The sequence below is a fragment of the Nostoc cf. commune SO-36 genome, from assembly GCF_023734775.1.
GTDB lineage: Bacteria > Cyanobacteriota > Cyanobacteriia > Cyanobacteriales > Nostocaceae > Nostoc > Nostoc commune_A.
Map to the genome: position 1 here is coordinate 4,742,240 of NZ_AP025732.1, position 20,110 is coordinate 4,762,349.

Annotated in this window: 15 protein-coding genes and 3 pseudogenes; 7 read left to right on the forward strand and 11 right to left on the reverse strand. The window is 42.4% G+C overall.

Features of this window, described 5'->3' with window-relative positions:
• Positions 1 to 55 precede the first annotated feature (55 nt).
• The 5 genes and pseudogenes from ANSO36C_RS21370 to ANSO36C_RS21390 all read right to left on the reverse strand — a co-directional run bounded on the left by ANSO36C_RS21370 (position 56) and on the right by ANSO36C_RS21390 (position 6,619).
• Entirely contained in the window at positions 56 to 1,951 is a 1,896-nt protein-coding gene (locus ANSO36C_RS21370; protein ID WP_251956139.1) for a GAF domain-containing protein, read from the reverse strand.
• A 361-nt stretch (positions 1,952 to 2,312) separates the two neighbouring features.
• A complete protein-coding gene (locus ANSO36C_RS21375) occupies positions 2,313 to 3,512 on the reverse strand; it encodes an ISAzo13 family transposase (protein WP_251960248.1) in 1,200 nt (399 codons plus the stop codon).
• Between the two features lie 567 nt (positions 3,513 to 4,079).
• Positions 4,080 to 4,223, reverse strand: coding sequence for an addiction module protein (locus ANSO36C_RS21380; RefSeq protein ID WP_251960401.1), 144 nt, complete (start codon positions 4,221 to 4,223; stop codon positions 4,080 to 4,082).
• 104 nt (positions 4,224 to 4,327) lie between these two features.
• Positions 4,328 to 5,549, reverse strand: a pseudogene (locus tag ANSO36C_RS21385) (HetZ-related protein).
• 408 nt (positions 5,550 to 5,957) lie between these two features.
• Positions 5,958 to 6,619: pseudogene (locus ANSO36C_RS21390) on the reverse strand (L-threonylcarbamoyladenylate synthase).
• A 96-nt stretch (positions 6,620 to 6,715) separates the two neighbouring features.
• Here ANSO36C_RS21390 and larC point away from each other — a divergent pair.
• Complete coding sequence (gene larC / locus ANSO36C_RS21395) at positions 6,716 to 7,996, forward strand: nickel pincer cofactor biosynthesis protein LarC (protein ID WP_251956140.1); 1,281 nt, start codon at positions 6,716 to 6,718, stop codon at positions 7,994 to 7,996.
• Between the two features lie 46 nt (positions 7,997 to 8,042).
• Here the strand turns inward: larC and ANSO36C_RS21400 are convergent, their stop codons facing one another.
• From ANSO36C_RS21400 to ANSO36C_RS21410, 3 genes are all read right to left on the reverse strand, one after another.
• Positions 8,043 to 9,647 (reverse strand): NAD(P)H-hydrate dehydratase, encoded by a 1,605-nt coding sequence (locus tag ANSO36C_RS21400; RefSeq protein ID WP_251956141.1) that lies wholly within the window; start codon positions 9,645 to 9,647, stop codon positions 8,043 to 8,045.
• A 203-nt stretch (positions 9,648 to 9,850) separates the two neighbouring features.
• On the reverse strand, positions 9,851 to 10,753 hold the full coding sequence (locus ANSO36C_RS21405; RefSeq protein WP_251956142.1) for a hypothetical protein: 903 nt from the start codon (positions 10,751 to 10,753) through the stop codon (positions 9,851 to 9,853).
• A gap of 122 nt (positions 10,754 to 10,875) precedes the next feature.
• Positions 10,876 to 11,055 (reverse strand): hypothetical protein, encoded by a 180-nt coding sequence (locus ANSO36C_RS21410; protein ID WP_251956143.1) that lies wholly within the window; start codon positions 11,053 to 11,055, stop codon positions 10,876 to 10,878.
• 62 nt (positions 11,056 to 11,117) lie between these two features.
• On the opposite strand from ANSO36C_RS21410, the gene ANSO36C_RS21415 reads away from it, so the two are divergent.
• Complete coding sequence (locus tag ANSO36C_RS21415; protein WP_251956144.1) at positions 11,118 to 12,320, forward strand: RNA-guided endonuclease InsQ/TnpB family protein; 1,203 nt, start codon at positions 11,118 to 11,120, stop codon at positions 12,318 to 12,320.
• 764 nt (positions 12,321 to 13,084) lie between these two features.
• Positions 13,085 to 13,417, forward strand: coding sequence for a reverse transcriptase N-terminal domain-containing protein (locus tag ANSO36C_RS21420; protein WP_251956145.1), 333 nt, complete (start codon positions 13,085 to 13,087; stop codon positions 13,415 to 13,417).
• 111 nt (positions 13,418 to 13,528) lie between these two features.
• On the opposite strand, the gene ANSO36C_RS21425 is transcribed toward ANSO36C_RS21420, so the two are convergent.
• Positions 13,529 to 13,894 carry a transposase gene (locus ANSO36C_RS21425; protein WP_251956146.1) on the reverse strand — a complete coding sequence of 122 codons (366 nt, stop codon included), beginning with the start codon at positions 13,892 to 13,894 and terminating at the stop codon, positions 13,529 to 13,531.
• A 119-nt stretch (positions 13,895 to 14,013) separates the two neighbouring features.
• Positions 14,014 to 14,370 (reverse strand): IS630 transposase-related protein, encoded by a 357-nt coding sequence (locus ANSO36C_RS21430; protein ID WP_251956147.1) that lies wholly within the window; start codon positions 14,368 to 14,370, stop codon positions 14,014 to 14,016.
• 157 nt (positions 14,371 to 14,527) lie between these two features.
• On the opposite strand from ANSO36C_RS21430, the gene ANSO36C_RS21435 reads away from it, so the two are divergent.
• Together ANSO36C_RS21435 and mnmA are read left to right on the forward strand one after the other, a co-directional pair.
• Positions 14,528 to 16,111 (forward strand): group II intron reverse transcriptase, encoded by a 1,584-nt coding sequence (locus tag ANSO36C_RS21435; RefSeq protein WP_251956148.1) that lies wholly within the window; start codon positions 14,528 to 14,530, stop codon positions 16,109 to 16,111.
• A gap of 358 nt (positions 16,112 to 16,469) precedes the next feature.
• Positions 16,470 to 17,524, forward strand: a pseudogene (gene mnmA, locus ANSO36C_RS21440) (tRNA 2-thiouridine(34) synthase MnmA).
• Between the two features lie 421 nt (positions 17,525 to 17,945).
• Here mnmA and ANSO36C_RS21445 read toward each other — a convergent pair.
• A complete protein-coding gene (locus tag ANSO36C_RS21445; protein ID WP_251956149.1) occupies positions 17,946 to 18,158 on the reverse strand; it encodes a hypothetical protein in 213 nt (70 codons plus the stop codon).
• A gap of 765 nt (positions 18,159 to 18,923) precedes the next feature.
• Here ANSO36C_RS21445 and ANSO36C_RS21450 point away from each other — a divergent pair.
• Both ANSO36C_RS21450 and ANSO36C_RS21455 read left to right on the forward strand, forming a co-directional pair.
• Positions 18,924 to 19,124, forward strand: coding sequence for a hypothetical protein (locus ANSO36C_RS21450; protein WP_251956150.1), 201 nt, complete (start codon positions 18,924 to 18,926; stop codon positions 19,122 to 19,124).
• Positions 19,125 to 19,130: 6 nt separating this feature from the next.
• The gene (locus ANSO36C_RS21455) at positions 19,131 to 19,517 is read left to right on the forward strand and encodes a hypothetical protein (protein WP_251956151.1); all 387 of its coding nucleotides are present in this window, start codon (positions 19,131 to 19,133) and stop codon (positions 19,515 to 19,517) included.
• Positions 19,518 to 20,110 lie beyond the last annotated feature (593 nt).

Below are 20,110 nucleotides of genomic sequence, written 5' to 3' on the forward strand. Positions count from 1 at the left end.
GGCGACAAACTCTTTGCTTCCAAGAGAATGCATTTCCCGCCAATCTGCGCTCATTTCATAAATGATGTCCGAAGTTGCACTGACAAAAGTGCGGAATTTTTCTTCCGATTCGCGCAGGGCAGCTTCGGCGCGTTTGCGATCTGTAACGTCTTGGAAAATAATCGCAACGTGGTGCAGCGATTTCGTCGCCAATGCGCGAAACTTCAACATTGAACCAACGGTTCAACGCAAACGAGTACTGCTCAAGTCGCTCAGATTCGCCTGTGGCAACAACTCGCGCGTAATGGTTGCTCCAGAATTGTTTGATTATCGGCATCAACTCACTCGCTAATCTGCCCCTCGCATTGGTTAAGCCAGTATGTCTTTCAAACGCCGGATTCGCTTCAAGAATCCGATGGTCAACGGGCTGCCCATCCTCGTCATACAACACTTCGACGCTGTAAAAACCTTCCTCCATCGACTCAAACAGCGATCGATATTTGGCTTCCGATTCGCGCAAGGCGACCTGGGCTTGTCGCTGCTCAATCAAATCAGTCGCTTGGCGGGCGAGTAAATCGAGAAAGCGCAGTTCGCGTTCTGTGGGTCGATGGTGTTTGCCCCAGTGGGTCGAAACCATGCCGATCGCTCTGCCGGAACGGGTAATTAGGGGGGTTGACTGTCCGCAGAGAAATCCTGCCTTTACGAGCTTTTGCAGCGAACCACTGGGGTCTTCACTTGCGGGTACATCATAATTAATCATTGCCCGTTTTCGAGTTGCAAGAGCAATGCCACAGGCAGTATTGGAATTCGCATCAATACGATAGAAATACTCGACTGTCTTTTGTTCTAAGCCAAGACTTGCGAGCAATATTATGTATTTAGCTTCTTCTTCCAAAATTTGAATTGTCCCAGCATCAGCCTGCATGAGGTCAACCGCAGCAGCCACAATCTCGTCGTAAAGCACCTGAATATTGTCCTCCGATGCCAGGGAGGTGCTGAGTTTGTGTAAGCGTTGAGTGTCGCGCAGGTCGGCGGCAATGGCGGCTTCGGCTTGTCGCTGCTCAATCAAACCAGCTGCTTGGCGGGCGAGTAAATCGAGAAAGCGCAGTTCGCGTTCTGTGGGTCGATGGTGTTTGCACCAATGGGTCGAAAACATACCGATCGCTTTACCCGAACGGGTAATTAGCGGTGTGGACTGTGCTGAGAAAAGTCCCGCCTCAATGTGCAGTCGCATCGAGCCATCCGGGTCTTCGCTCTCTGGCACATCGAAATCAACAAAGGCGCGATCGCCCGTTGTCAATGCCATACCACAAGGCGTGTTTGAATCCGCGTTGACGCGATAGAAATGCTCAAGCATTGCTGGCGTTATGCCTTGAGTGGCAAGCAGCACGAGATCCTGCGTCGCTTCGTCGAGAATTTGGATCGATCCCGCATCTGCTCGTGTGAGGGCGATCGCAGCAGCTATAATTTCCTGGTAAAGCGTCTGAATGTCGCCTTCGGTTACAAGCCTCGTGCTCAGTTCGTGGAGTAGTTGCGTATCTTTCAGGTCTGACTCGATGGCTAATAAAGCTTGTTTGCGCTTGGTAGTATCTTTGTCAACCGCTACTTCCTGCAATGCTTCTTGTACCGATGGCACTAACCGCCCTAAGCGTTGCTTGAGTATATAATCTGTCGCGCCCTGTTTGATAGCTGCGATCGCCAATTCTTCGCCCAAACTGCCAGAGATGAAAATAAACGGTATCTCAGGACGTAGGCGACGGGCGATCGTTAGTGCCGCAATGTCATCAAAATTAGACAAGCCATAGTCTGCCAATATCAGATCGATGGCGTTGCTCTCCAGTGTTCTAATAAAATCAGCACGAGTTTCTACCCGCAGTAGTTCACACTCAATCCCGCCCTCCCTCAGCGTTGCTTGCACAACTTCTGCATCGGCAAGATTTGCTTCGAGTAAGAGAAACTGAAGTGCTGACATGATTTTCTTCCTGCTGTTTTAGTAGTGCCTTGGGTATGTATAGCAATTCTCATTTGCATGAAGTACATGGATAGGGGCACGGCAATGTCCCTATATGTCAACTTAAGTTCAAACCCTTACCGCATAGACATTTTAGCGCACCCGCAACCGACGGTGTTACACACAAGTGCTAGTAACCCACATTCTGCACTTCAAATTTAAGTGCAAAGAGAGTACATTTTGTAAAAACGCAAAAAAATCAAGAGAATGAAGAAAATAACATTCAATCAATCTGATTTTGAAGATAAATAATCAAATACAAAGGATTTTCCTAATAAAATAATTTATCTAAGAGAACTCCACAAAAAAAATGATCCAATAGCTATGTGGGTTTAGCAAAAATTTCTACAAACCATTTTCTGAGATTGGGGAGGCGGTGAATCTGTGTTTCAATTTCTGCCATAGCGGAGGTAGTAAGTTTAACTCCTGTAGAATAAACTGTTTCTACCAATGTGACCACCGGATTTTTACCCTTAAATGTGAGAGTTTGGGCGAAATTCAGTACAGTCTCAACAGTGTCAAGTAAACTACCATTCCAATGCTGTTCTAACCAGCCAAAACAACGTTCTATCGGGTTATATTTGCTATGATAAGGCGGATAATAAGCAAGTTGTAACGTCAGTTGAGATGATGTACCAAAATCTACAATCCGCTTCATAAATTGAGTGCGGCGAGAATTATTTTCAGGTCCATTATCCTGATTAATCACCAGTTTTTGAATATGAGCAAATCTGTGTTTGACAGTTTGCCACCAGCTTTCAAGCAAATCAACAATACAATCAGCGGTTAATTTGGAAGAAACAAAGAATAAAAATAACTCGTTGTATTCAGGTATAAAAATGCCGTAGGGAATCAGAGTTATCTCCGTCGGGAAGTCGTGGTCTACTGAGATGGTTGGCATTCGATTTTTACCCCCACGGTCAAATTCTCCAATCTTAACTGCTACCTTAGCATCAATGGAAATTCGCAGAGTATGAGGGTCATTGTCAGCTTCACTATTAATTTGTTCAACTTGTTCAAAAATCGCTTCTGTTTCGGGAATTTTCTTGATAGGCTTGGTTTTCAGAACTCTTTTTAAGGTATAGCCTAAATCATTCAATTTTCGTCGAATTGTTTCTGATGAAGGTAGTTCTTCCTCTGTGTAACCAAATTGTTCAATTAGTTGACGACGGACTTCGCTTGCCGTCATGCGTGTATACAAACGTATACTTTTAAAACTGGGGTCAGTTTGACTTTGTGGGTCTACTAACGATTTTATATCCCTCAACAAGTTTGATAATTTTGCTTCAGCCCGCTTGCGTCCACTACGCCTGAAACCATCAATAAAAGGCTGACCACTCTCTAACTCCTGCATCCCTTTACGGATAGTGCGCCTATTCCATCCCAACTCCCTTTCCGCCACAGTTTGTCCACCTATTCCCAAACCTTTGACTACTTCTGCCATGAATTGTCTTCGGTCACTTCCCTTGAGTTTTTTCGCTGTTTTGATGTACAGAGATTTTAGGTGCGCGGTGAGTTGAATGATAGATTTTGGATACATGAGCTAGACTGCACACTGAATTTATCTTTCTCTTATCATAGGATCAATTATTCTGTGGAGTTCTCTAAGCAATAAAAACTAGAGGGGCGATTACTTTCTTCGTCGAATGTTGAGAACCCAAATTCGCGCCCCTCATACCAGTCATATCATGTCCGCTAACTAGTGACGATTTCCACAGTCATTGCACCCCACCCCCAACCCCTCCCCGCAAGCCTACCGTGTATACACAAGTTGAGTTGGGAATCACATGGACACAAAATAACGGAAAATTATTTTTAAAATCCTTAATTTTCCGTTAAACCTCTATCAATAAGCTGACACTATTGATAATTAGCTTGCTCGGTTCAAAACCTTGCCTACTAAGGCTTGTATCTTACCAGGCAAGGTTTTTAGGACTTGTGTATACACGGTAGCCCCGCAAGCGGGGAGGGGAGACAAAGCATAGCTTTGGCGGGGTGAGGTTCTTCGGGTTTAATAAGCAATCAAGCGGACATGATATAAGAAGCTTCAATAATATCTAGTTGTGCGGCTGTAAATATAGTTAATTTTCTAGCCATGTCGTTGAGAGATTCTGGCTTTTACATCTTCCCAACTGTTGCCAATGGCCGGGTTTTGCAGATATTTGGCTTTGTGGCGGTCTAACTCTTGTTTTTGCCAATCTAAAACTGTGAGTGCTGCTGGTATAGCGGCAATTTTATTCCATAAATCCTCTACTAATCGAAGTTTTTCCGCTCTCGAAAGACTAGAGAGTTCAGGAAATACTGACTTCGATAAATGTTAGTTATTTCACCTTAGTTTCAACCGGTTTGTGCCTCAGTATGACCGTTGCGGATAGACCATGCTAGTTCTAAAAGTTGAGTCCAGCGCTTTTGTAACTGTTTGGGAGTGCATTTGATGGTTTTAGCGATCGCAACATCATTTTCCCGTGCAGTTTTTAATTTTAATATTTGCTGTTGCTGTTCTGTGAGTTGATTTACAAAGATTTCCCACTGCTGGGAAGATAAACCCAATTTTTGCTCTAAACCCGCACCTAACCATTGATGTACCAATTGCCAATGGTGTTGTTTGGCAAACTTTTCTACGTGGTATTTAAAGCGTTGTTGGAGATAATCGCGCTGACGGCTGGTTAAACCGAGAATTTGGTCAATTTCTGGGGCTGAGAGGTCTTGAAGTTTCAAGCTGAGGTAATTCATACAATCAGATTGGCCTTGAGACTCCAGGTATTTCATCAATTCAGTGATGACGCGATCGCGTTCTGACTCTTCTGATGGATCGAAATTAGTTTGGGCAACCATTTGCGATCGCAGCTGTTGCACCGCCGAGTTACGCTGGTAAGATTCTGCTTCTTCACCCTTAGCAGACTCCACCGCCATTTCAATGTCCACGGTAGTCTCTTGCGGCTGACGACGAGCAAAACCTTGGGCGCGCAAGATAATCAATTGCTGATTTGCACCACCAGGTAAATTGATCCGGCGTTTGGCATACTGCTCTGTAAAAGCCATATATTCAGCTAATTGTAGCTGAGTACGCGGCGTATGATCGTTAGGTAGTTCGTTTTCTCTGCGGAAAGCTTTGATAGCTTCGATATAAAATGCTTGTAAAAAATCTTCAATTAGGCTGTAACGAGCATCAAAGCCCAACTCAGAGCCGGACATAGTTACATGACGGTAAACCATAGCACCCAAATTGCTATGTAATTCCACCCGCCCTTGTTTAGAACCTAGTTGGTAGTAACGTAAGCACTTTTGCATCCGATGCCTTCCCAACGTCATCTGCCAGGATTTGATTTCCCCAGATGTTTGGATACGAGAGCTTTTGTCGCAAATGCGTTCTACTTCTACGGCTATGCGCTTTGCTAAAGCTTCTACGCACTTGGGTGTTGCTTTCACTTGCGCTTGCATTTCCTCACACAGCAAGTCAATCAAGGTTATCACTGTTGCTATCTGAAAATTCTTCAGTCGAAACGTGGTTCTCAAAAATGGGTGTAGAGTTTGGTAGATTGACGACGTTAGCTTTCATGACTTTTCCAGGTAGTAGTATTGCACCGTAATTACAACGCAGACACAGCAATCAAGACCTTCCTTGATTGGAGAATCTTTGGGCATTCATCCATCAAGGTTTGCCGCATATAATGCTCACATTTAAAGCTCATATATAAAACTATAGGAAATACGAAAGAGTTACAGTTCTGGCAATGTGTCGGTTTTTTTCACAAGCCACTATATTGACGCTGGCACAAGAGTACCCACCATTTTCTCAAAGTTGTCAAATACCTTGCTGTGCCAACTGTTGCTACCATCCTGTTATATCCACTGTGTCACCAAACAGCCCATAGTAGAGATCGCCTTTAAGTATGACAATTAGAAAACTGGAGTCGTTTTTATCACAATTTCCGAAACGGAGAGGTGAGCCTGTGAAGTTGAATTCTTATACCCATGCTGCTGCTGCTTCCCAACCTAAACCCCTCCGTATAATTACTGCTTCGTCTCCGATCATATCTAAGATAGTAGACACTTCATAAGTAGGTTCCTCGCCAGTGTCAATAATAATGTCTACCAACTTGTCTAAACGGTCAAATAGCTCTACCCGCGACTGAATCGTTTCTGAATCTATCCGAATTCTGCCATCATCTGCTTCATCTGGTGGCAGATGTGCCGAAGTTGAAATATTCGGATTACCCAACGCTGCCAGCAGTTCCAAGCACACAGTATGGTTTGGTACTCTTGATTCCAGTGCTTTTCCGCTTGGGGCTTTGCACCAATCGCTGTTACTAATTTAGTAGCTGGCAGCAAAAACGTGTATGGCCCTGGAATCAGGCGTTTCATAATCCGATAGGCTGTGTCACTTACGAAGGCATAAGTTGCCACATTTGAAAGCGAGGGACATAAAAATGTCAATGGTTTATCGTTTGCTAGCTGTTTAATTTGCCGCACTCGTTCTACCGCCGACTTGGCATTCAAATCACAACCGATCGCATAGACTGTATCAGTAGGGTAAAGCATGACTGCGCCACTAGAAAGCGCCGACTTTATTTCCTCTATTCGGCGAATTTGAGGATTATCCGGATGAACTGGGAAAATTTTTGCCATAACTCGGTGAGTGGGGATTGGGGATTGGGGATTGGGGATTGGGGACTAGGGACTGGGGATAGGGGAGAATGACTAATGACTAATGACTAATTTATTATGAATAAAATTGCTTATCTTCAATGTCCGACAGGAATTTCTGGCGATATGTGCCTGGGTGCTTTGGTAAGTTTGGGTGTTCCTGTGGAGTATTTAATTGAAAAACTCAATGGGTTGGGAATTGAGAAGGAATATCAGTTAAGGGCGGAATTTGTCCAACGGAATGGTCAGCAGGCGACTAAAGTTCATGTGGATTTAGTACACGATCATCATCACCACCACGATCGCGAACACAGCCACCATCACACACGACACCTGCCAGAAATAGAGCAGATGATTCTCAAAGCGGGGTTGCCATCACGGGCAGAAGCTTGGAGTTTGGCGGTATTCCGACAGTTAGCAGTAGCAGAAGGGGCGGTGCATGGCATTTCTCCTGAAAAAGTTCATTTTCATGAGGTGGGTGCTATAGATGCGATCGTAGATATTGTGGGTACTTGCCTGGGGTTGGATTGGTTGGGGATTGAGAGCAATGAGGAAGGATTACCCTTACTTTACTGCTCGGCCTTCCCGACTGGTGGCGGCACTGTTCGGGCTGCACATGGTCAGATGGCAGTACCAGTACCAGCAGTATTAAAGCTGTGGGAAATGCGGGGTTGTCCAGTTTATAGCAATGGCATTGACAGAGAATTAGTTACACCAACAGGAGCCGCGATCGCCACTACTTTGGCAAGAGATTTTGGTTCACCACCTGCGATCGCTATCAAGCAGATAGGACTGGGAGCGGGAACCATAAATTTACCCATTCCCAATATTTTACGTCTTTGGTTGGGTGAAAGCGCAAGTTTACAGTCAAATTTCAGTGATTCTGAAGATACTAGCTCAAATTTGGAAACCATCTCGGTATTAGAAACCCAAATTGATGATTTAAGTCCACAAGCTATTGGCTATGCGTTTGAGGCGTTATTTGCGGTTGGTGCGCTGGATGTTTTTACCCAAGCGATCGGTATGAAAAAGTCGCGTCCAGGGATTTTGCTGACTGTGATTTGTCATCCAGAAAATTTACTCAGTTGTGAAGCCGTTATCTTCCGCGAAACTACAACCTTGGGCATTCGGCGAACAACTCAGCAACGCGCTATTTTACAACGGGAAATTCAACAAGTGGAAACTGAATATGGCAAAGTGCGCGTGAAGGTAGCATGGAAAGGACAATCAACAAAAAAAGTTATTGCAAATGTGCAGCCAGAATATGAAGATTGTGCAGACTTAGCCAAAAAACATAATATTGCCTGGCGCGAAATTCAACGGTTGGTGCTACAGCGTTGGTATTTAGTCAATCCCTGATCCCAATTCCTCGTTCCCAGTCGGAGACTGGGAACGAGGAATTTGACTAAGTTAGAACTTTTAGCAAATATTGTGTCAATGTAAACGCATCTACACCTAATTCGGTACGCTCTTGGGCGGCTATTATACCTGCTTGGGAATGCCACCAAGCGGCAGTTGCGACAATATCTTCTACAGGAATCTGTTTAGTTGCTGCTTGCGCTAACAGTCCGCCCAGTAGCCCAGTTAACACGTCGCCGCTACCACCACGCGCTAAGGCAGGTGTGCTTTCAGGAACAATCCAAACGCCACCTTGAGGGTTGGCGATCGCAGTTCTTGCCCCTTTTAATAACACTACTGCACCACTTTGCCCGGCAGCTGCTTGTACTGCTTTCACCCTGTCATATTTGGCATTGGCGATATCAGGAAACAAGCGTTGGAATTCGCCTGTGTGGGGTGTAAGTATGGTTACTGCTTGGCGTTTTTTTAACGTGGCGATCGCTCCCATTTGTGCCAAAATATTTAAACCATCGGCATCAAGAATTAGAGGCCGATCAACAGCGATCGCTTCTTGCACAATGGGCGTAGCATCTCGTGTTAAACCGGGGCCACAAGCGATCGCATTAAAAGAACTCAGATCAGTGTTTTCTGGTAGTTGTAGGTGAGCGTTCGCTCCAGTTTCCGTCTCTGGACAACCGACAATTAACGCTTCTGGCAAGTGTGACACCAAAATAGATTTCAGCGATTCGGGTACTGCAATAGAAAGCATCCCTACACCACTAGCCCTAGCACCCAAACCAGTTAAAATTGATCCACCTGCATAGCGGCGCGAACCGCAAATCAGCAATAAATGTCCTTCTTTATATTTGTGAGTAACTGCTGGACGAGGTAAAGGTAAAGTAGCAAGTGCTTTTGTTGCTGTAATACGTTTAATTCTGGGGACATCTTTGAGAACAGCTTCAACATCAGCTAAAGGAATATCAAAATCAATTAACTCGGCTTTACCAAGATATTCCAATGCCTGATCTTGAAAAAAAGCTAGTTTCCATAAACCTAAACAAAATGTGCGAGTGGCGCGAATGGCAGTTCCCAATACAACGCCAGTGTCGGTGTGTAAACCTGAAGGTAAATCAATACTATAAATCGGCACAGACAATTCATTTAACTGATTAATTGCAGAGGCGATGGGATCAGTCAGGTTTCTTTCTAAACCAAACCCAAACAACCCATCAATCAACAAATCAGAATCTGGCAGCTGCCCAACTGTTTGATAAATTGGAATACCCAAACTCTGGGCATATTGCAAGTGCTGCGAAGTTAATTCTTTAAGCTGAGAAAAAGGAGAATAAATCCAAACTTCATACCCGCGAAAGTGTAATTCACGGGCTACTACTAAAGCATCGCCACCATTATGACCGGGGCCGACAAGAATTCCGATACGAGATCCCCCCGCCTGTGGCGACACCCTTAAAAAGCGAGTGTTTGCAGGAATCGAGAAAGTATTTTGCAGGAGAGTTGGAGAAATCTCTAGAATGCGACGGGCAATTAATCCCGCCACCTTTTCCATCAAAGCAACTACAGGCATTCCTGCTGCAAAGATCCGCTTTTCAATATCGCGCATCTGCCCAGCAGTCACTACCACTTGCGAAATTTGTTCTTGCCTATCTTCCATCAGTGCTGTTATACCATTTAACTTTAATAATGATACAAATACGCTGTTAAGGGCATGGCATTGCCATGCCCCTACGATAAATCTATGTGTATCAGGATTTTCGTGAATTGGTATTAGCGATAGCGGGGCGTTTAGCCCGTGCTGAGTTATGAGTTTAATTTTACTCCCCAGTCCTTAGTCTCCAATCTCCAATCCCCGCTTATTTACTTCCCGTAGTAAACTCTGGCATTCCCGTATCCTATCTTTCGCAGATACTTATTCCATTCGCCAGCTTGGAATCGATCGGAGAAAGGCCCTACTGCTACGTGTGGGCCTCGTGGTTGCGTCCTTTCGAGGACTCCGCCAACTCGATTGAAATCTGGGCTAAATCGAGCTAGATTCTGCCTAAGTTGTTCTGCGATCGCAGGTAATTGTTCAGAAGTGGTGGGAATTACAACATAATATCTAGAGGCTGGTCTATTAGCATTTATATTATTGCGATCGCCAACAAAGCCTCTAGAGCCTGAATTTATTTCTTGTCCGTTAGCGAAGTTGATAATTTGGGCGTTATATATACCTCGTGACTGTAACTCATTCACCCGTTGTTGGGCGTTAGATGCTCTGTTAAAAACTCCTGACTGAATTACCCTCCGGCCTTGGTACTCACGAATGTAAGCACTGGGTTCAATCTGACGTATTGCTTGTAGTGTCTGGAAATCACCACTATCAACGTAAACAAAGTAGCGCTCAAAGTTCTGGTTATATTGACTAAACTGTCCAGGTTGAGAGGGCTGAAAATTCTGCTCAAATTGATTGTTCTGAAATGGTTGAGAGGGCTGAAAATCCTGCTCAAATTGATTGAAATCTTCTGGTTGAGCCGGTTGTAACTGTGGTGATGGCTGTTGACCAAAGGGAACTATTGGCGGTGGCGGTAAAAATTCGCCTTCTTGTTGAGCTAGTAGCGCATTGTTGTTGTGCAGTTGTGCTTGTGCTGGGGTAGAGTTGGGAATCAGTACTAACCATCCTCCTACTAACAAGAAGAGAAGTCTGATAGTGGGCTTCCAACCTTCATAACTTCGGCACAGCATCGGAAATTGGATAAATTGATTTGATATTCCTCTAGACATAGTAGTTTAGAAAGTAGTCAAAGTATTTTTAGCTTTTACGCCGTAAGCCTCCCACTGTACTCGGTACTCCGAGTCAGTGGCGAGATATAAGGCGGTTAAAATTAACGCGACCTCCGACCAATTCAATCCACAGGATTGACAGGGAGTGGGTCAGCGTTAATTTTAACACTCTCTATATTTGGCAGTCTATCAACCCAGTCTTCTACTATCTGCGTGACTGTTTTATCTTTCATTGCAGCGTAAGAGCGAAGTTTGTTTAATCTGCGCTCAGACATCCTCACATTTAACCTAGTAGTTTTCATGTTTGTCTACCCATTGTTATCACTAATATGCTATTGTATTCTTAATGATTAAGGGTAAAAACGTGAGGATAGCATACCAATACAAGCTACGACCAACAGCAAAGCAAGCCATAGAGATAGATAGATGGCTATCTATGTTATGCGCCCAATACAATTTTCTGTTGGCTGATAGATTTGATTGGTACGAGTTTAATCGCTCACCGATTAACGCTTGTCCCCTTGTGTGCCATATACCAGAATTGCGGGACAACCCAGACTATTATTCACAAAAGAAAACGCTGCCACAACTAAAAAAAACTCATCCTTGGTACGGCGAAATTTACTCGCAGGTATTGCAGGATATGGTTAAACGAGTTTATGTTACGTTTGACCGTTTTTTAAAAGGTGATACCAACGGAAAACGAAGTGGAAGACCTCGTTTTAAGTCTCGTGATCGATACAGGACTTTCACTTATCCGCAAATGAAGGACGGGTGTCTGCAAGGTAATCAGATTACCTTGCCGATGTTTGGTATAGTCAAGATTATTTTGCATCGCCCAATCCCTGACGGGTTTAAAATTAAAACTTCGTCAGTAACAAAAAAGGCTGATGGATATTATTTGACTTTAAGTCTGGAAGATATAACAGTTCCATCTATTAAACCTGATTTTAATGCGGACTCAATAACAGGTATTGACCTTGGCTTAAAAGACTTTTTGACAACTTCTGAGGGTGATGTTGTCCCAATTCCTCAGCATTACCGTAAATCTCAGAAACGATTGCGCGTAATTCAAAAACGGATCTCACGCCGGCATATTGGAAGCATTCGCCGTAAAAAAGCTATCAAGCAGGTTGCCAAGCAGCACAAAAAAGTAGCTGATAAACGTAAAGACTTTCACTTTAAAACGGCTAACAATTTACTGAAAAAATATGACGTTGTAGTTCACGAAGATTTAAGCGTCAAAGGCCTTTCCCGTTCTATGTTGGCAAAGTCTGTACATGATGCTGGATGGGGTAGTTTCTTGTCAATCCTATCAACCAAAGCCGAAAATGCTGGGTTGTTGGTGATTGCCGTGAATCCATCTGGTACAAGTCAAGATTGTTCTAACTGTGGGGTGAAAGTTCCTAAAAAACTGCATGAAAGATGGCACGACTGCCCTAATTGTAAATGCAGTCTTGACCGAGATCATAATGCAGCCGTAAATATAAAAAATAGAGCGGTAGGGCATTCCGTTCTTAAAGCCAAGAGCCTCCTAAGCAATAGCCGGATTGTCTTGGAAGCCTAGTGCGATTCGTTCAGTCTAAACCCAAAAAGGAGGACGACTGGCTTTTGTTGAGTAACCCAATTCGGGTAGAGTTCGCACTTTAATCCTCAACAAATGACAACTCACGATCCATGTAGGTGAGGACATCTAGCCAAGCCAACAGCTAAGAAAGCTAGAAGAGAAAGGGAAAGATTGAAGTTACCAACTTGAATTATAACCCAATCAAAAATACACCAAGTCCTACTGTCCCGGTGCGGGATTAAAAGCACACAAACTACCAATACAAATTGGTAGCCCCTACACCCAAGACTGATTATCAAAGGTGTAAAGCGGGGGTGAAAGTAGGAATAGGTAGTAATTGCTGAAAGTACCTACTACTAGCAAGAGTCTCACGGGTAGACCAAGCAAAGTGTTGTTTGAACCATCGTAACCAAGAACCAAGGGGTATAAGCTAATGGGTCTTTTCCCGTGCCCTTGGATCGGAAATAGCCGATAAAGGTAGAGTCCATCAGATTTTGGGCATCGTGATGGCGCACCACTCATAACCTCGGTGGAGAGACACACCCTAAAAGACTCAATTATGGATATTGGGAACGAAACAACCCTTCATGTTCTCCTGAAATTGGTAACAGGTAGGCATCAGCCATAAGACATGAAGGCGCAGGATGACTCAAGAAGCAAATGCCTAACCCGAATTAACGGGTAATGCCTTAAAAGGGATGGCGTAACTGCCAGGATAAGCAGACGTGAGCCGCAGTGTGGGAAAGCTAGAGGTAACAGTAGCTATGAATAAGCCTAATTCGGATTTAGTAATGAATACCGAGGGATGGAAAACAATCAATTGGCGACAAGCTGAAAGATATGTTTTCAAGTTGCAAAAACGCATCTACGCTGCCTCCCGCCGTGGTGATGTCAAGCAATGCCGCAAACTCCAAAAGACGCTGATGAGGTCTTGGTCTAATAGGGTGCTAGCGGTACGTAGGGTAACAGTTGAAAACCAAGGTAAAAAGACGGCGGGTGTGGACGGTATTAAATCACTGCCCCCAGAAGCACGTCTTCAACTGGTAAGGGAGTTACAGCAGTTTGCGATCAAACTCACCACAAAAAGAGCTATCTAAATAGGCTCAAAGAATAAACCACAATGATTAAACCAATTTAGAGCATTTTCATCAGTAATGGCATTAACAGCCATAGTTATTGCAACATCTAGAGCATCGAATGTTCGAGTTTTAGCCGCAACGTTGAATTTCTTTTAACTTTGACCAACATAACTCAATTGGTGATAAATCAGGTGAGTATGGAGGCAAAAACTTAACCTTTGCTCCAACAGATTCTATTAAAGATTTTGCAGTCCCAGCATAATGTACAGGTAAGTTATCCATAACTATAATCGCTCCAATCCATAATGATGGTAGTAATATTTGCTCAATAAAAACTAAAAAGCTAGCAGTGTTCAGACTACCTGGAAAAGTCATAGTGGCAATTAAGCCCTCATCACTCATAGCTCCAATTACAGTAATATTTTTGCCTTTATTACCCGGTCGCTCATCATAGACTCTTCCTCCGTCAATACCTCTGGCATAATGTCGTGTCATAGCCAGATTTACACCTGTTTCATCAATAAATATGAGGTTTTTGATATCTATAGTATCTAGCCAACGTCGAAATTCATAGCGTAATTTTTGTACTCTTTCTGTAGTTTGCTCAGTCGATACTAAAGTTTTTTTTTACGATTTAATTTTAAGCGTTTAAGAGTGCGGGATAAACTTGATATACTTACATTTATTTCTGTGCGTTCTTTTATTGCTTCTTGAATTTCTCGCAAATATATATCGCTTTGCTTTGTCACCATTACCTTTAATAATTCTTGCTCAATACTATTAAGCTTAGAGCGGCGATCTCCTCCTTGGGGTCTGGCAGCTATCTCTGCCGTCTCTCGATATCGACGTAAAAAGTCACGGATAAAAGACAAACTGACTTTAAATCGTTTTGCTAATTCCCTTTGGCTGCCTTCTTTGTTTTGCCAGGCACTCAATATCTTTTGTCGTAAGTCAATTGAATATGCTGCCATCTTTAAATATTATTCTTTACATTTTTACAGTTTACTATCTTTGTGGCGGGTTTGATATCAAATTGCTGTAAAACTTACTGGTAAATCCAAACCCACTCGCAGAGTTTGGATTCCAAAGCCAGGAGTAGATGAAAAACGCCCATTAGGAATACCCATAATGTACGACCGCGCATTACAAGCTGTAGTTAAATCTGCACTTGAACCAGAATGGGAGGCAATTTTCGAGCCAAGCAGTTATGGTTTTAGACCGGGAAGGTCATGCCATGATGCGATAAAGCATATCAAAAACTGTATCCAAGGCAAGGCAAAATTTGTACTAGACGCGGATATAGCCAAATGCTTTGACCGCATCAACCATGAAGCACTGCTCCAAAAGTTGAACATCTTGGGTAAAGTCAGGCAACAAATTAAAGCTTGGCTGAAATCCGGGGTTATAGACTCTGGAGCATTCACTGCCACATCTGAGGGTACGCCTCAAGGTGGGGTTATCTCTCCACTTTTGGCAAACATAGCCCTTCACGGTTTAGAAAATCGGATAAAACAATATGCGGAAACACTACCAGGATATAAAAGGGATAATTTATCCAGCCTGAACCTAGTCCGCTATGCCGACGATTTTGTGGTTCTCCACAAAGACAAAGCCGTTATCCAAAGATGCCGAGAAATTATCTCGGAGTGGTTAGAAAGCATAGGCTTAGAGTTAAAACCCGAAAAAACTAGGCTAACTCACACATTCAATCCTAAATTTAGTGAGGATGGTAAAGCTGGTTTTGACTTTCTAGGTCATCACATCCAACAATACCCTGCCAGTAAATACCAAAGTGCAAAAGACACCAAAGGTAAAAAATTAGGTTTTACAGCACTTCCGGCAGCTATGAGGTACATCCTCAAAGCTAAAAGCTATGTTAGGAGAGAGGCAATAAGAAAAACTGTATTGCATAATAGCGGGAAGCGCTGTAACACACTCATCACCCCATCCGCGAAGGCGAGTAAGGCTCATATTGAGGAAATCGAAAGAATCATCGCAAAACATAGGTCATCGCCCCAATCGACTCTCATAAAAGACCTTAACCCTGTAATAAGGGGATGGACTTCTTACTACTCAAAGTCCGATGCAAAAAACGTCGGAGAACTTGCAAAACAAGATTACCTCACATACCTGAAACTTCGACGATGGGCAAAACGCCGATGTGGAGACATTAATGATGGTCACATCAAATATTGGACTTCCATTGGTGATAAAAACTGGGTATTCGCAACCAGGGAAGGAACAGCGAACCCCTTCCGGTTACTTAATCATAGTGAGTTTTCTTGCAGTAGCACTGACTATGTAAAAGTTAAAGGCGATAAAAGCCCTTACGATGGCGATACAGTTTACTGGAGTAAAAGACTAGGGATACACCCCCAAATGCCTAATCGTAAGGCTAAGTTGCTAAAACTTCAAAAAGGTAAATGTCCTTGGTGCGGTTTAAGCTTCCAAGAATGGGATGTTTTAGAAGTAGACCACAAAATCCCCAGAGCATTAAGAGGCAAGGATGAGTATAAAAATCTGCAATTACTACATCGGCATTGTCACGACGAAAAGACCGCAATTGACCTAAAAGAAATACGGAAGAAAGACCGCTCCAAATTTCGAGAGAAACTTTCTCAATTTTGGAATAAAACTAACTGGGAGTGGATACACGATATTCCTAATTTCATAGGTCATGCTGTCAGGAAGTCCGATATGACAAATGGATAACACACTGAGTAGCCGTGTGCGGTGAAAGTCGCAAGCACGGTTCCGAATGGGAGGGGTGATGCAGTAATGCACACCTCGACCCTACCCACTGTATGCGTTGGCGAAGCCTCTCGTAGAGAAGCATCAGTGTAGGAGTATGTCACTTCACCGTTGTAGCAACTATATAGCGTTAACGTAAAATTAGCTCATCTGCGTGGCAAAAAATACATCTGTAATTAATCTTAGATAAGAGCCATGTCTACGATGGGCTAAGTCTACACTCCTTCAGCGATTTTAAAACTGAAGTCCTTTGTTAGTAAGGCTTTGAAGAGTGTGTGCTACAATTGGACAACCACGCAGCTATCGTGTCGTGCTTTGTATGAAAAAAGTCGTCGTTGGTCTTTCTGGTGGCGTTGACAGTTCCACCGCCGCAGCTATCCTGCACCATCAGGGCTATGAAGTGATTGGTTTGACTCTTTGGCTAATGAAAGGCAAAGGTCAATGTTGCTCTGAAGGTATGATCGACGCGGCTGAACTCTGTGAACAACTGGGCGTTCCCCATCAGATTGTTGATATTCGGGATCTCTTTCAGACGCATATTGTCGATTACCTAGTGACTGGTTACAGTGCTGGGATTACACCTTTGCCTTGCTCCCAGTGCAATAAAACGGTGAAGTTTGGGCCAATGGTGCAGTATGCTCGTGAAGAATTGGGGTGCGATCGCATTGCCACTGGTCATTATGCCCGAATTAGCTATGACGAAGCAACTGGACGTTACCAATTATTAAGGGCTGTTGACCGCAACAAAGACCAGTCATACTTTCTCTATGATTTGTCTCAAGATTTACTTGCAGCAACTATATTTCCTCTGGGGGAATTAGAAAAAACTGAGACGCGTCGGATTGCGACTGAATACGGACTGAAAACTGCTGATAAGCCAGAAAGCCAAGACTTATGCTTAGTGGAAAGTAACGGTTCCATGCGGGCATTTTTGGATAAATATTTAGCTCCGAAAACAGGCGATATTGTCGATACCGCAGGCAAAATTTTGGGACAGCATGATGGTGTCCATCACTACACGATTGGCCAGCGCAAAGGCTTGGGGTGGCTGCTGCTGAACCGTTATATGTGATTGAATTAGATGCAGAAAATAATAAAGTAGTAGTAGGCGATCGCACTAAGGTAACTCAGCCAGAATGCACTGTAGGGCGGGTAAATTGGGTTTCCATAGCTGAACCATCGACTCCAATTTATGCCGAAGTGCAAATTCGCTATCGTTCAACGCCTACACCAGTGACGGTGATTCCGTTGGAAAACTCTCGCGTGCGTTTGGTGTTTGATGAACCCCAAATCAGCATTACTCCCGGACAAGCGGCGGTGTGGTATAACGGGGAAAAAGTCTTAGGTGGCGGAATAATTGAGCAGTTTAGTTAAAAATAACTCTTACCCTGTCTTGGGATAAAGCAAAACCACCCTTCTTCACTTGTAAGCATGTCAGAGAGGCGGCAGCCTCTAAGATGGCATTCCCAGTCGGAGACTCTTAACGAGACAATGTAAAAGCTTGTTTGAGACTGGCTTTCTCGTTAAGTTAACACCAATCCACATCTGTGGCCCCCTATCAAGGTATTTGTATCAACTTTAAAGCTTGAAAAAGCCTCTCTAGATAGTTAGAGAGGCTTTTTCACTACTTTTATTTAAAAGCATAAATAATAATTAATTTAAATTGCATTGAATACTATTGATACAATATTCAACTTAATTGTCACTATACTCCTGAACTAAATCTACAAAAACTATTTCAAATATCAATGCCAAAAAATTTATATGATTCTCTGAATGTCAAATCATATAAACATTATCTAGTCAATATTTCAATCAATTGTTTTTCCAATTTCTCACTTGTTGCCTGTGCGCCTCGAAGACGTTCAATCGCTAATACAAGTACTTTTTCAGGCGGTATATTTAACCTATTTGCAAGAGACTTAATTGCATTATAAGTTTCTTCATCTAACATTACATGAGGGTCACTTGAGTCATCACTGGTGTTGTAAAATACACGAATAGTCATAATAACCCCCTTGTTATGTACTACAGAAATACCCTTAAAAGGGACTAAAAACGTCCTATTGTCATTCTAACTAGTTATACAGATATTTGGCAGCTAATTAAAAATTATTTCTAAAGATAGTTCTATTTGTTTAAGATAAGGTCAGGAAAAAGGCTTGCATTTTTATAAACATTGATCGCTCCTGACTGAGAAATACAGCACTTATTGTTTGAATGCACTACACCACGATATTCGGTAGGGGCACAGGATGCTGTGCCCCTACGAATGCTTGTATTTGACGCAAGCGAGAACGGCTATAGTATAATTTTTATTGATTTTTTCCTTGAAGTTACGTAAATATTGTTTTTATTCTGGATAATAAAAACCTTATATAGCAAGGGTTACAATTTGTTATCAGAAACCCAAACCATAGCAAAAAATAAATGTATAAAATACATCATACGTATATGAAGATTCGGTTAAGATTTATGAAAAACAATATAAGCATTTTGTGAACGTGTTGAAAGAATTATCTTTAGGGGTTATTATAGGGATAATAAAGAGGTACATTATTGTACCAAGTATATATACTACTGTGCAACTTCTGGGTGACACTTTTATATCTTCTGCACTCTCATAGTCATAATTTAGCTTTTTACCGCTTATGGCACTCCCGCTTTAGATGACAAGAGTTAATTTAACTACAGTATGGGCAGTGAACAACTGCTCAGTTATGGTGTGTCTACCTATATCCTTGCATGGTTTTGTAAGAAGGAGATTGTAACGATGTCAGCACGTAAATTTCGAGTTAATTTAAGTGAGAAAGATTCAGAGTATCTGAAAGAAATAGCCCAAAAGATGAATACATCTGAATCTGAAGTTATCCGAAAAGGATTAAAACTTATAGCACTTTATGCTGAAGATGAGGAAAACTCACTCATACTCAAAAATGAAAAAAGTGGCGATCAAACATTAGTAATTTTGTAATTATTAATGGAAAATTCGCCTAAAACAAGTAATTCTTTAAATAATCTGGTTCCCCAGTTTGGCGAAAAAACAACCAATATTAGTCCTGCTGATCAACGTCAAAATTTTAATACTTATCTAGCAGGTACTTTAGCATTAATGTTGTGGGGTACTTTGATAGGAGTAATATTTTGGCACGCTTTTGCAATCAACTCCATATCAAAGAACCTCTGGGGAACAAATTCTGCAATTGAGGAGGTTCAAAAGAAATCTGAAACATCATCAGCTTTAATCAATGATACTGCTAAAACTTTGTACTCGTTAATAGGCCCATTAGCTACAGCAGTTACTGGTTTCTATTACAATTCTCTAGCTTTATCTAAGAGCAACTCTAGAGAAGAGGACAATGATTAAGTTATCTCTTCTGATATGACTTAACCAATGACAACCAAAGAACAAATCAGGCAAGATTTTTCTCTTTTAGCTTACTTTGTCCGTATATAGCAGTCCTAAATCATTTGTGAAAATCTCTATTTTTGCTCTCTCTATGTTCTCCGCATCTGTAGCGGTTCGATTAAAAATTATTTTTCACAACTCATTTAGAATTGCTATCGTACCTATGCTGAGAACCTCCGGTTTTTAACCGGGGGCTGAAAGCTAATTGTCTGATAAATCAGACAACATGATACAATTAAAATGCGTAAATATAGGATGAAAAACTCCATAAAAAAAACATATTTACGCATTTCAACTAACAATCAAGTAGCCACACCGCTAGATTTAATCTAGTCGAGCTGGGTAGGGAATTTTGACAGTGCCACAACAAATTGATTTCTTAAATCTTATTAAATAAATCAATTTGTAAACGTTGCGTAGTGGGTTTTTAAAACCCTGTAGCAACATCAGTTTAGAATCCTCCGGCTTCTAGCCGGAGGAGATGTCAAATCGGAGTAAAGATTAGCAAAACCTTTATGACAAAAACAACCCCGACTTATTTAAAAGTCGGG